At 52.6% G+C, this 13,668-nt stretch carries 9 protein-coding genes; 6 read left to right on the forward strand and 3 right to left on the reverse strand.

What is annotated here, in order from left to right; translation table 11 throughout:
- Positions 1 to 426: 426 nt before the first annotated feature.
- Genes JIN87_RS03015 through JIN87_RS03025 form a run of 3 tightly spaced genes read right to left on the reverse strand, consistent with a single transcriptional unit; the run spans position 427 to position 3,762 of the window.
- Positions 427 to 1,188: an SDR family oxidoreductase gene (locus JIN87_RS03015; protein WP_200354036.1), complete on the reverse strand. Its 762-nt coding sequence runs from the start codon at positions 1,186 to 1,188 to the stop codon at positions 427 to 429.
- A gap of 9 nt (positions 1,189 to 1,197) precedes the next feature.
- The gene (locus JIN87_RS03020) at positions 1,198 to 2,655 is read right to left on the reverse strand and encodes an alpha-L-fucosidase (protein ID WP_200354037.1); all 1,458 of its coding nucleotides are present in this window, start codon (positions 2,653 to 2,655) and stop codon (positions 1,198 to 1,200) included.
- Positions 2,656 to 2,694: 39 nt separating this feature from the next.
- On the reverse strand, positions 2,695 to 3,762 hold the full coding sequence (locus JIN87_RS03025; RefSeq protein WP_200354038.1) for a Gfo/Idh/MocA family oxidoreductase: 1,068 nt from the start codon (positions 3,760 to 3,762) through the stop codon (positions 2,695 to 2,697).
- A gap of 127 nt (positions 3,763 to 3,889) precedes the next feature.
- Here JIN87_RS03025 and JIN87_RS03030 point away from each other — a divergent pair, with 127 nt between their 5' ends.
- The 6 genes from JIN87_RS03030 (at position 3,890) to JIN87_RS03055 (ending at position 13,658) form a co-directional block, all read left to right on the forward strand.
- Positions 3,890 to 4,657 (forward strand): IclR family transcriptional regulator, encoded by a 768-nt coding sequence (locus JIN87_RS03030; RefSeq protein WP_200354039.1) that lies wholly within the window; start codon positions 3,890 to 3,892, stop codon positions 4,655 to 4,657.
- A gap of 6 nt (positions 4,658 to 4,663) precedes the next feature.
- Entirely contained in the window at positions 4,664 to 5,119 is a 456-nt protein-coding gene (locus JIN87_RS03035) for a MaoC family dehydratase (protein WP_200354040.1), read from the forward strand.
- 48 nt (positions 5,120 to 5,167) lie between these two features.
- Positions 5,168 to 6,016 (forward strand): amidohydrolase family protein, encoded by an 849-nt coding sequence (locus JIN87_RS03040; RefSeq protein ID WP_200354041.1) that lies wholly within the window; start codon positions 5,168 to 5,170, stop codon positions 6,014 to 6,016.
- A gap of 23 nt (positions 6,017 to 6,039) precedes the next feature.
- Complete coding sequence (locus JIN87_RS03045; protein WP_200354042.1) at positions 6,040 to 6,750, forward strand: L-rhamnose mutarotase; 711 nt, start codon at positions 6,040 to 6,042, stop codon at positions 6,748 to 6,750.
- A gap of 133 nt (positions 6,751 to 6,883) precedes the next feature.
- Positions 6,884 to 10,807 (forward strand): hybrid sensor histidine kinase/response regulator transcription factor, encoded by a 3,924-nt coding sequence (locus JIN87_RS03050; RefSeq protein ID WP_200354043.1) that lies wholly within the window; start codon positions 6,884 to 6,886, stop codon positions 10,805 to 10,807.
- A gap of 514 nt (positions 10,808 to 11,321) precedes the next feature.
- Positions 11,322 to 13,658, forward strand: a complete 2,337-nt coding sequence (locus tag JIN87_RS03055; protein WP_486644352.1) for a glycoside hydrolase family 2 TIM barrel-domain containing protein — start codon at positions 11,322 to 11,324, stop codon at positions 13,656 to 13,658.
- Positions 13,659 to 13,668: the final 10 nt, after the last annotated feature.

A 13,668-nucleotide genomic window follows, 5' to 3' on the forward strand; every position in this document is an offset into this window, starting at 1 on the left:
GCAGGGAGTTTGGCAAAATCTCCTAGAAGGAGGCCGCTAACGAACTACTTTCGCGGACTAGAGGCGCTACGTTTCCAACGTGGGGTAGATGGGGAATTTCTCGGGATGCAAACATACTAGCGCTTTGCCCGCTTCCGGTGCCTTGTAACTCGTAACACCTTGCGCAACGTTACGTAAACACACTTAAAACCACTGAAATACAGAGACTTACATCAACTCCCTTTAATTGCGCACAATCCTCAAAATCCCCAATTTTCTCTTTTGATACCTCACGAAAAGAGAGATTCCGGTTGACCAAAATGGAGAGAATTCGCGCCGCATGGCATTCCTGAACTACTGGAATTTGCTGCCTTTGACAGATTTGTGGATACGAAAAAACGCATGCCGACGAAGGCATGCGTTCGCATTAAAAAGTCGCTTTAACTGCTACCGCCCCATCCAGCCGCCATCGACTGTCATGATCGTTCCGTGAACGTAGGATGCCGCATCCGAAGAAAGGAAAACCGCCGGTCCCTTGAAATCCTCAGGCTTCCCCCAGCGACCTGCTGGAATGCGAGCCAGAATCTGCTGGCTGCGAACAGGGTCGTTGCGGAGCGCTTCAGTGACATCCGTATCGATGTAGCCGGGAGCGATGGCGTTCACGTTAACGCCCTTCCCGGCCCACTCGTTGGCGAAGGCCATGGTAAGCTGGCCGATTCCTCCTTTGCTCGCAGCATAGCCAGGAACCGTGAGTCCACCTTGAAAGGTGAGCAACGAAGCAGTGAAAACGATTTTGCCAGAACCGCGCTCAACCATGCCTTTGCCAATCTCTCGCGTAAGGAGGAATTGGGCGTTCAGGTTGATGTCGATCACCTTGTCCCATTGCTCGTCGGTGTGCTCGGCCGCTGGCGCTCGCTCGATCGTGCCTGCGTTATTGATCAAAATATCGATTCGCGGATGATCGCGCTGCACCCTCTCGACGAAAGCGTAGAGGGAGTCTCGCTTCGAGAAATCGCAAGAATAGGCGTAGAACGAACGTCCGTAGGAATTGACCGCCTTCTGTACCTCGCTGCCATCCGCTTCTAGCGTGGAGCTTACTCCGATGATGTCCGCTCCTGCTTCGGCAAGAGCTTCCGCCATCGCTTTTCCTATGCCGCGCTTACATCCGGTGATGAGCGCTACTTTTCCTGTCAGGCTGAAACTGTCCATATTTAAACATTAAAGTATGGATAATCTCAGTACATAGGCATGCTTGCAAGGGCGTTCCGGCGGGAGTTTAACGTTGAGGCTTTCGTCGTCTCGGTCGAACTGGAGTTCACCGTCGCATCCAACAAGCTCGATTCGTTCGATCGTCTCGTTCCACTCGATTTGGGAGAGCGACTTGATCTTGATCGTGTCGCCCTTTTCCGGCCAACCAAAAGCGATTGCGTAGAGCTTGCCGTCGTTGGTGGTGAAGCGAATGTCTTCAGAACAGAAGCCTTCAAAGTCGAGGTCCGCTAGGTGCCCAACTGGCGGTTCGGTCGGTCCTTCCCCAAAACGCAACCAGGGACGGGACCCGTAAATCGCCTCCCCGTTTATTTTCAACCAGGTTCCCATTTCGCGCAAAATCGTTTTCTGCTCCTCGGGAATCGTACCGTCGGCTGCGGGCGCGAGGTTCAGAAGCAGGTTTCCGTTTTTGCTCACGATATCGATAAAGTCGTGCAGGATGCGATCAGTCGAATAGTAGCTGATGTCATTGGAGAAACTCCAAGTATCGGGGGATATTGAAGAGTCGGTCAGCCAAGGCTCTGGGTAGATATCCGGCATTCTGTTTCTCTCCAAATCTACCGTGCCGGTACCAAGCGGCATATCCGGGCGTTTAAAAGTGAGAACGTAGTCGAGCCCCTTCTCTTCGGAGTGATTATAGAAATGAGCAGCCATCTCCTGGAGGTATCGCTCAGGCAGTATTTGCATACGGTTGTCGAACCAGATCAGATCGGGAGAATAACCCTCGACTACTTCCTTGACCTTATCGAGCCACTCTTGGGCAAAGCCTTCCGTCGGCATGGGCTTGGGTCGCATCGGATCATAGCCTACAATTCCGAACCCCGTCTTCGGCACAGGTGGTCCGTAAAGCCCTTCCAACTCAGGATCGGTCGTATCAGTATTGTCATCCATTGTTGGATACCATCCCCACTTCCAGTGATGATGGAAGCTGGTCATGTACTTTAGTCCTCTCGAGCGGATCGCCTTCTCCATTTCCGCGACCACATCACGTTTTGGACCCATTTGAGCGGAATTCCATTTTGTTAGCTCGGAATCCCACATCGCGAACCCGTCCGCATGCTCAGCGACAGGCCCGGCAAATTTAGCGCCCGACTCGACGAATAGGTCGGCCCACTCTTCCGCATCAAAGTTTTCGGCGCCAAAATTCGGGATAAACTCTTTGTATCCATATTCCTTAAGCGACCCGAACGTTTTTAGGTGATACTTGTTTTGCGGAGAGCCATCGCGGTACATGTTTCTCGAATACCAATCCGTATTCTCTGGCCCGCCGACTGCCGAGTACGGCCCCCAGTGAGCGTATATGCCAAACTTGGCATCGTGGAACCAGGTTGGGCACTCGTAGGCTTTGAGCGACTCCCAGTTCGCCTCAAAATTCTTTTTATCAGTATTGTTCGCCGGTGAAGTTGTCATAGAAATCGATCTAATTTCAGAATCTTTTTGTGTAATCTCCTACAGGACAGGAATGGGAGTGGAGCCTCCATCGCTTGAAGAATAGGCTGCTTCTACGCAGGCCATCGTTTTCGCCACGTCCTCGACATCTGTAGCCATATGATCCGAAGATCCTTCCGCGTACCGCATGACTTCAGCCATGCTGCCGATGAAGGCTTCCGGAAACCAAGACCCCTCGATCTCAACTGATTGCCAGACTGGTTCCTTGCCTTCCTCCAGAATGCAGTACTCAAAGCTGTCCTCTTCGCCAACCGGGTAGTTTTTAAGCAATCCGAACTTTGCAATGATCGCCCCTTTGCTTCCTTCCCATTTGATGAAGCTTTCCTGGTTTCTTGAACCGAAACGGTGATCGTGGTTCGTAGAGATTGATGCACGAAGCTTTTCCCCGTATTCAAAAATAAGAGACGTGCGGGTTGAGGAAAGATCCGTATGCGGATTTCCGCAGGTTTTTGCCCAGAGCCCGGAAGGATCCCCAAGGAAACTTCTCAGCAAGTCGATGTAGTGTACGCTGTGCTGCTGTATTTCCAAACGTGGATGATGCATCACATTCGGAAACAAGGACCACGGGGTCTCTACCGAAACTCGGACTTCCATATCGTAGAGCTCTCCGATCAAGCCCTTTGAAACGATATCGCGAGCCGCCATCACAAATGGAGCAAACCGCAACTGGCAATTGATGGCCGCCTTCAGCTTTTTCCTTCTGCAAACCTCTAGGATCGCTTTGGTTTGCTCCAGGTCGTCACCCATGGGCTTTTGTATAAGCACAGGGGCGCCGTCTGGGAGTTGTTCCAGAGCCGCCACGAACTGGTTTGGCATCAGCGTTATGTCAAATACCGCGTTGCTCGGAGCGGCGGCTACAGCCTCTTCCACCGAATCATAGACGTTTGGTATGTCGAAATCCTTGGCTAACGCTTCCGCGCGTGCACGTGTCCGATTCGTGATTCCATGCACCTTAAATCCAGCTTGACGATAGGCTGGCAAATGCGCGTCGCGCACGATACCTCCTGCCCCAATGATTACGATAGGATAGCCGTTTTGCGGCAGTTCTGGTTTATAGGAAATTTCCATAACACGAGAAGTGAAGGTTTGGTCAGATGTCCGCTAGATCCCGTACTTAGATTGTTGGTTGACATACGAGACGCGTTGGGGTTTTAAATATAAAAATAGTTTTCACTGAGAAACACATCTTCCGTCAATGAAAAACGAGAACAAGTACGCAGCTCCCGCGTTAGACAAAGGTTTGGACATCCTTGAGTACTTATCTTCGATTGGATCTCCACAGTCGCAAGCAGAGGTCGCGGATGCGCTTGGTCGAACTCCTGCCGAAATCTTCCGGATGTTGGCCCGTCTAGAATATAGAGGATACATCATTCGGGATCCGATGTCGGGGAAGTATCATCTTTCACTGAAGCTCTACCACCTCAGCCATACTCACTCGCCGGTCGAGTCCCTTCGGAGAGCTTCGCTTCCCGCGATGCAGGATTTGGCAAACAAGTCAGGGCATTCCGTGCACTTATCGGTTTTGGACCAGGGAGCTCTTCTCGTCGTTGCCCAAGCCAAAAGTCCAAGTCCTGTTTCGCTGTCTATCGCAGAGGGCAGTCGCTTTCCACTGTCTACCACAACGTCGGGAATGTTGCTACTCGCGAACATGGGTTATTTGGAGCGCGAAGATTTTCTATCTTTAGACGAAGCCTATCTCGGATGGAGCAAAAAACGCCAAAAGGACTATCGCCAAAAACTGGATACGATTCAGCAGAGCGGGCATGCCTGCGCGGATAGCGAGATAACTCAAGGGGTCACGGATATCGCCGCCCCTATCGGCAAAGAAGGAGGGTCGCTTCTCGCAAGCTTAGCGATTTCGACAGTCTCGTCCATCGTCGGGACTAAAAGACTAAGCACCGAGGAACTTATAAAGGCAGCGGTCGAAACGGCTGACCGAATTAGTGAAGCAAACGGAATTTAATAAGAAATGATAACAAAAACAATCTACTTCGAAGACTATCAAGTCGGCTTCTCGCGCGAAACATTCGGACGCACGATTACGGAATCCGACATCCTCACGCACGCCGGGCAGACCAGCGACTTCTATCCCCACCACATGGATAAGGAGTGGTGCGCGACCCAGCCATTTAAGCGCCGGATTGCTCATGGAACCCTGATTTTCTCGGTGGCAGTCGGCATGACGGCTGGCGACATTAATCCGGTAGCCATGTCCTATGGCTACGATCGCTTACGCTTCATACGGCCAGTGCATATAGGCGATACGATTTACACGAAAGCCACCATAACTGAAAAGCGCGACCACAAGCGTCCCTCGCACGGGATCGCAGTTGAGAAATTGGAGGTTACGAACCAGAACAAGGAGACTGTGATGGTTTGCGAACACATCTACCTCGTGGAGCGAAAGCAGCCCTTGGAGGCGTAAGTAGGTTTTACCTATAAATCACGCTCTCGCCCCAACTCCCCTAAAGCAATGATCCCAATCATAGACACCCACCAGCACCTCGTGCTAAGCGAAAAATGGCCCTATTCCTGGGCGGATGGCCTGCCCTTTCTCAAAGGGAATTCGTATACGCTCGAAGACTACACTCGAGAAACGGAAGGAACTGGCATCGAGAAAACGATCTTCATGGAGACCTCTCCCGATGGATTGCACTGGCTTGAGGAGACTTCGCATGTAGCGACTCTATGCGATGATCCCGATGGAAGGATGATGGGCGCTATTGTTAATTGCAGGCCCGAAGAGGAGCGTTTTCAGGAATTTTTGGATACACATGCCCACGCTAAGCAAGTGGGAGTTCGCCGCATTCTTCATGTTGAGGACGATAGCCTTTCGGGCTCCACTCTGTTTCGGGATAACGTACGCAGTCTCGCAGCAAGAGACCTGACATTCGACCTTTGTTTTCTAGCGCGACAATTGCCGCTTGCCTATGATCTAGCAAAGGCCTGTCCAAACGTGCAATTTGTGCTGGATCACTGTGGCGTTCCCGACATCGAAGGAGCTGGATTGGATCCGTGGCGAGCAGATATACGCAAGCTTGCGGAACTCCCGAACCTCGCCTGCAAGATTTCTGGCGTACTCGCGTACTGCAATCCAGGCAACGCAAGCCTTGAGACTGTGAAACCGTATGTGGAGCACTGTCTGGAAGCCTTCGGCTGGGATCGCGTCGTGTGGGGCGGCGATTGGCCCGTTTGCACTGGAAACGCAACGCTAGCCGAATGGGTGTCCGTCTCTCGTGAGATCGTATCCTCTGAGGATACCGCTAATCAGGAAAAGTTATTCAACCGAAACGCCTGCTCGATCTACGGCGTGCAATCCTAAGAGGCGCCTCTGGCTCATTTGAAATGTCACCGTACGAAAACCGACTTAACTCTGAGAACTTTCGCCGCATCGGTCTCCTAGCCGAGATCCGCCCCGACTCCCTTGCGGAGGTTGCCGACTTGGTTTCTTCCGGCAGCACCGATCTGGCGAAGGATCTCGAACACGCAGGTATCCGCAACTTAGCCATCTACCAGAAAGCGGTCGGAGACCTGGAACTCGTTTTCCTCTACTTCGAAACGATCGAGTTAGACCAAGAGAAAGCGATCCTTCTATTAAAAGAAAGCTCCGCCTGGTGGAGTACGCTTGAAGGGCATTTGCTCGCTCACCCGCGCGCCACAAAGGAGAATCATCCTTGGGTCCGTTGCGAGTTCATGAACGTAATCGCTATCGAGTCGGAGTTTGACCGCAATAAAGGGGATCGGATCGCTCTCGTATCACAACTGATCCCTGAGAAGGAGCTTTGGTACCGCACCCTGCATCAAACTAATTGGCCTGGGGTGGTTGACCAGATGCGTCGCAGCAATTTCCAGAACTGGACCACCTTTCTGATCGAATGGGGCGAATCGCTTCTGCTCTTCTCTTATGTGGAATACGTTGGGAAAGACCGAGAGGCAGACGAATCACTGATGGCGGCCGACCCCGTCACCCAGAGGTGGTGGACCCACACGCAACCTTGCCTCTCCCCTGTAGAAGGAAGCAATGACGCTTGGTCGGCGATGGAGCGAAAGCGCTGATCCGCGCCAGAGCTTTTCTAAGTCTTTAAAATTCTATGACTTCCGCCTAGGCCGCACTGAGATGATTGACTCTCCCTAAACTCTGGCGAGTTTGAATGCTTTTCGCCGCCCCAAGATCGCACATCCAGACTGCATGCACCGTTTTCAGAATATCATTTGCACGATTCTTACGCTCCTTTCCTTCGCAATCGTGCAGGCGGCGACCTACGAACCCGATGTAGATTTTACTCCCAACGAACAATGGCGCTGGCATGAGCAGGAGTTGCTGCGAGGCCACATACTCTACCACGGTGTTGAAGCGGACGATGGAACCCTCGTTTTCTCTACCCCTGAATCGCTACTGCTTTACGATGGCTACACGCTGGATGAGGTTCCCTACCCGGAGAATCAGACGGAATTCGTTCCATACCAACTGTTTTATTCGAAAAACGGATACGTCTACATAAACGCTTCCACGGGTATCTTCGGGTACCGGGATGGAGAGTGGAAACAGTTCATAGAGCACACCTACTCTTCTGCTGAGATTGTGAACGTGTTCGTTCGCAACCCCTCCGGACTCGAACTCGCGGTACTCTACCATGGGACTTACGAAATCAAAGGTGACGAACTTGTTCGCATGGAAGGTGTTCCGGGGGGCTTTTCTAGTGCCGCTTTCGATGGGTTGAATCGACTTTGGTGCAATGCTCCGAACGGGAAGGTGTTTCGTTATCAATTTGAAAAGAACGAGCTGAAGCGGCCAATCGAAGTTAAGGAAATTCGATTGGGTTACCAGCACGTCACCCATCCTTGGATCGTGGCCAGCCCTAAATCCGAAGAGATTTGGATAACCAATTGGCGACTAGGTCTTCCTGCTCAGAGATGGAACGAAAAAAACGAATCATGGACTCCGGTTGATCTAAGCCACCTCTCGGGAAACAACGGTCACACAAGCGCGTTTCGTATTAACGAAACGGATATGATCATTTTCACCAAGACTGAGGTACTCTTCCAAAAGGAAGATGATTGGCATTCTATCGGTTACCCAAAATTCGATTTCCCTACTAATCAGCCGTTTTTCGTTTCACGAAAAAATGGGAACCTGATCCTTGGAGGACGAGGTGAAAAGACCTACGAGGTCGAATACAGCACCTCCCAACAGGACTCGTATCACGGTCTGCACTTCCAATGCGATGTCGGCGGGAAGACGCGTTGGTTTATATCCACCGAAGGTTACGTGGTCGAGCAGGACACCATTTACGATACCTGGGAACGTCATGAAGAAAACGTAATCGATACCCCGGTCACTGTATTCAAAAGCCGGAACGACACGGTTTGGGCGGCCGGCAGCCACCAAGGTGAAGCAGCGGTGAGCTACTATGACGGTCGCGGCTGGAAGCTTGACTCCTTTCCTCAGCTCAACGGCATGATCAGCCACTTGTCTGCTCGCGAGCTCCCTAACGGGGATATCGTATTTGGCTCTGGTGACGACTCAAGCCCTACTACAGGCGGGGGCTTGGTCCGCTATGTGAATGGCTCAACACGGGATCGCCCCGAGTACATAGCCCCTCCGCGAGTTCCGCGACGTATCGTGGGTTTTGCAGCTGATGCCGATGCCCAACTCTGGGCAGGCGGGATAAAACTGTCTCGCACTCCGCTTGATTTCGGGAGCGACTACAAGATATGGGAAGATTTGCAGGATGAAGTCTGGATCGACCACCTCATCGAGGACGATCAATCGAATATTTGGGTCGGCCTGTGGAATCGCGGTCTGTATCAAATTAGTGGCGACGAATGGAACCTCTTTCGCAATGACGACCAACTCGCGAGCAGCCAGGTTAGCTATCTATTGAAGGACGAACATCGCGAAGGGAATATCTGGATCGCTACCGACCGAGGAATATCGCGCTTCGACGGTGAAGTCTGGTACCCGCAGGCTCTCCCTCAAGATTTGCGTTTCTATCGCGAAAGCGGAACCTTGCGTCAGTCCTCGGATGGAGCGATTTGGGTGAATCAGGCAGCCCGCGGCTGGTATTTCCGGAGAAAGTCGAATTTCTACCTGACAAAGTCCATCCACGACAACTTTAGGACCGTTCGCTACCAACCAGACTCAAACCCTCCAATGGTAGAGATTCTGACGGACGTTGCGAAGAGCACTGCTCCCGCCAATATAATCATAGAATGGAAGGGCGTCGATAAATGGTCCCACACTCCCAATTCGAAACTAAAATACTCGTATCGGCTCAATGAGGACGAGTGGTCGCCCTTTGAGGAAGCCGAAAGCAAAGGGTTCCTCGACCTTCCGAGCGGCGATTTCGACTTTGAGGTCCGGGCGATCGACCTTGACGGCAACATCAGCCCAGCGACTGCGAAAGCGAGCTTCGTGGTAATACCGCCCATCTGGCAACGCGCGTGGTTTATCGCAGCGGTTTTCTTTGCCGTCGGTACGATCATCCTTTTGGCAGTTTTGCTCTTCCGCCAACGTATCCGCCATATCATGCAGCTGGAGGAATTTAAGCTGCAGTTCTTCACCAATATATCCCACGAGCTGCGAACACCCCTCACCGTCATCCTCGGCCCCCTTGAAAGCCAACTCTCAAAGCTTCCCATCGGCTGGGATAAAAAACCGCTCGAGCTCGCCTATCGAAATGCCCAAAAGACCCTCGGCCTGATCGATCAAATCCTTGATTTCCGCAGCGCGGAAACAGGGAACATAAAGATCGAGCTCGCCCGCTCAGACTTGGTCGAAACCGCCAAGGAAGTGGTTCATCTGATTCGCCCGCTCTCAGAGGCTCGATCTCAAGTATTGGACTTCAGCTGCGACGTCGATTCGTGCGTGGTTTGGTACGACGCAGAGAAGATTGAGAAGATCCTCAACAACCTGATCAGCAACGCGATCAAGTACACCCAACGAAACGGGAAGATCTCGGTAGCGATAAAGATCCATGATTTTGAGGAATCGGTAAACGTGGAGTTTGTGGTAGAGGACAACGGAGCCGGCATTCCCATCGGTAAGATCGATGACATTTTCGAAGTGTTCTATCGGGTCGGAACAACGAAAAACAAAAAGGTGCGTGGATCTGGAATCGGTCTCGCTTACACAAAAAACCTCGTCGAAGCCTGCGAGGGCGCCATCTCTGTCGACAGTCCGATAACGAACGTCAACGGCCAGCAGCAAGGAACTCGATTCACCGTGACCCTGCCCCTCTATAAGCAAATGGAGGGTCGTCCTGAGATCGAGGATACGGAGCCGCTTCAAAAAGAACTCGAAACTGACTCGGAATCGGCGGCTTCAATCGAGTCCGATTCTCAAGACAAACCGCAAATTCTCATCGCCGAGGATGACGATCAAATCAGAGACTTCCTAGCCTCTGAACTTTCTGAAGCGTGGGCGGTCACCTCGGCAGAGGACGGGGCAAAAGCCCTCGACCTTGCCCAGGAGAGAATTCCCGATCTGATCGTCACTGACGTAATGATGCCTGAGCTTGATGGTAAGGAGCTCTGCCGCCGCATAAAGAGCGAGGATCGCACCTCGCATATTCCAGTGATCATGCTCACTGCCCTCAAATCCGAGATGCACGAGCTGGAAGGGCTTGAGCTTGGGGCAGACGACTACCTCTCAAAGCCAATTCGCCTTTCGATCCTGAAAAGGCGAATTCAAAACATTCTGGAATCACGCAGGAAACTGCACGCGCGATTCAGCGAGCAGAAGCAGGAAGCCAAAGTCGTCACTCGCGAAATCACCACCAACACGATCGACGAAGCCTTCCTCAACAAGGCAGTCAGCATGATCGAGCAAAACGTTGAAGACCCGCTTTTCGACGTCGAGGAATTTGCCACACGCATGCACATGAGCCGCATGACGCTCTATCGAAAATTCAAAGCGATTACCGGAGATTCGCCTAGTTCCTTTATCCGCTCGATTCGCATGAATAAAGCGGCCGCCCTACTCTCCACAGGCGAGCATACCGTGTCAGAAGTGGCCGATCGCGTAGGTATCTCAGATCTGAGTTCATTCAGTACCTCGTTCAAAAAACACTTCAAGGTTTCCCCAAGCCAGTACGCCGGGCGCAACAAGTAGCTCCGAGGCTTGCACAGAAAAAAGCCGCTCGTTGCAGACCTGTACCTCAGGTTTCAAAAGCCCTCTTCCCAGCTTGTTACCCAACCTAAATAGCTAAGGTTAGTTGCTTAAGAACAGCAACTTATACAATACCTAGGCTAAATCGCCCAACTGTGACGATGTTCAAAGCGCGAGGCCGTCGGGGGATGCTATATTCGATGCAGCCTTAGCTAGCTCGAAATGGGTTACCCCAAAATAGAACGTGTTTCTGCCGACGCGTCAGCCAATTCCGGATAGCAGGGTTCAGCAATTTCCGCCCCGTTAAGCCATGAGTCCAGGCCGTCTTACGCCATCCCCAAAACCCTCGTTTTTTCTGTTCGCGATCGTAGCGCTTCTGTTCTGCCAGAGCTCCGCCGCCGCGAATTCGGCACCCAGCTCGAATCAACTCTTTAACGATTCTTGGTTGTTCCACTCGGGTGAACACTCTAGCGCTCGATTCCCGGAAACCGATGACTCTTCGTGGAGGAAATTGCGATTGCCGCACGATGCAGCAATCGAAGGACCGTTTAGCTCGAAAAACGAATCTCGAAGCGGAAGCCTGCCATCCTCCGGAGTCTTTTGGTACCGCAAGCACTTCGCTTTGCCTCTGACTGATCGAGAGCAAAACGTGACGCTTTGTTTCGAGGGCGCGATGAGCAACTCGCGGGTCTGGATCAACGGGCACTTTCTCGGAGAGAGACCAAACGGCTACATTGGCTTCGAGTACGACGTCACGCGCTACATCCGCTTCGGCGAAAATGCGAACAACGTCATTGCAGTTCGCCTCGAGCAGGAAGACCTCTCTTCGCGTTGGTATCCTGGAGCTGGGCTCTACCGGGATGTTCGCCTGAAAGTGCGTTCACCTATCCACCTACCGTCAGACGGGATCTACATCACCACGCCCGTCGTTTCCGACCAGTGGTCGGAAGTAGACGTCCGTGCTGAAGTTGCGAATACGACTTCGTCGCCTGCTCAAGTTACGGTAGAGCATCGTGTATTCGGTCCAGACGGACGAATCGTCGGGCAATCCTCAATACAGGCCAAGGTAAATACTTCGGACAAGCTGCAAACTTCCGCCAACCTATCCATTGCCAATCCGCTTCGCTGGGAGCCGGATGCTCCCCACCTCTACCGTCTCGAAACGAGAGTGCGACGGGACGGAAAGGTGGTTGACGTGGGCGAGACGACCTTCGGGATCCGAACCATAGAGTTTAGCGCGAGCGATGGCTTTTTGCTCAATGGGGTTCGCACGCAGATCAAAGGCGTTTGCCTGCACCACGATCTTGGCCCGCTCGGAGCAGCTATCAATCGGTCCGCTCTTGAACGGCGATTGGAGATTCTCAAGGAAATGGGGACCAACGCGGTACGCACTTCACACAATCCACCCTCGCCTCAGCTGCTCGATCTCTGCGATGAGATGGGACTGCTAGTGCAAGTCGAAGCCTTCGACGCATGGGAGCAGGCCAAGGTGGAAAACAGCTATTCCAAGCATTTCCCGGATTGGTACGAGCAAGACCTTCGCGCCATGATCAGACGGGACCGCAACCACCCATCAGTCTTCATGTGGAGCATTGGGAACGAGATTCTCGAACAAACGGATCCGCAAAAAGGCCCGCTGATCGCCAAAACGCTCAACGACATCTGCCACGAGGAGGATCCGACTCGCCCTACCACTGCTTGCTTTAATTACTATCCGGATCCCGTCGTAAATGGCTTGGCTGCGGAAGTCGATGTCGTGGGCCTGAACTACCATCCTGCCTCCTACCAGGACCTTCTCGAACGACACCCGGATTGGATCGTCTACGGATCAGAAACCGCCTCAACCGTGAGCAGCCGCGGCGTTTACCACCTCCCGATCGAAAAATACGACTCCCACCCGTCGCACCAAATCACCAGCTACGATATCATCGGTCCCGCTTGGGCGTATCCGCCAGACATCGAGTTTCACTTTCAGGAAACGAACCCCCGGGTAATCGGAGAGTTCATCTGGACCGGTTTCGACTATATAGGAGAACCGACCCCTTTCGCTTGGGATGAACACAAGTCGGGCGGGGCGTGGCCCTCGAGAAGCTCCTACTTCGGAGCTATCGACCTTTGCGGCTTTCCCAAGGACCGGTATTACCTCTACAAGAGTCAATGGAACAGCCAGCCTTTGGTTCACTTGCTGCCTCATTGGAACTGGGACGCAAGCAAGGGCGAGACCATACCTGTCTACGCCTTCAGCAATTGCGAAGAGGTCGAACTTATCGCCAACGGCAAGTCGCTCGGTCGCCGCAAAGTCGGGGTCGACACAACTCCCATTCCGGTCAACTTCTACAACAGCGATCTTGAAGTATTCGAATCAAAATATCGGCTTCGCTGGGACGTCCCTTACGTTCCCGGAGCAGTAAAGGCGATTGGGTATAGCGATGGCGAAATCGTATCGGAAGATTCGATAAAGACCGCTGGTCCCGCTCACAGCTTGGAGCTACAACTCGAAGACGGACGTATCCACAATGACGGATACGACTTGGCCTTCGTGCAAGTTCATGTCGTCGATAAAGACGGCAATCTCTGTCCTCTCGCCGATAACGCTGTCGAGTTCGAAGTATTTGGGCCGGGTGAAATCGCTGCCGTCGGCAATGGCGATCCAGCGACAGCAGAGCCGTTCACTGCCTCCGAGCGAAAGACCTTCAATGGGCTTTGCCTCGCCATAATCCGTGGCGACGTCGGCCAAAGCGGCGTGATTCAAGTACGCGCAAAATCGATCGGGCTCGAGTCCGATCTCGTTGAAATCCAACTCGCCCCTCGTTTAGCGCCTGTCGATGGGATGACCTATCGCAGCGACAATTAACCTCTACCCC

Source organism: Pelagicoccus mobilis, from assembly GCF_016595505.1.
In the GTDB taxonomy this organism is placed as follows: Bacteria; Verrucomicrobiota; Verrucomicrobiia; order Opitutales; family Opitutaceae; genus Pelagicoccus; species Pelagicoccus mobilis.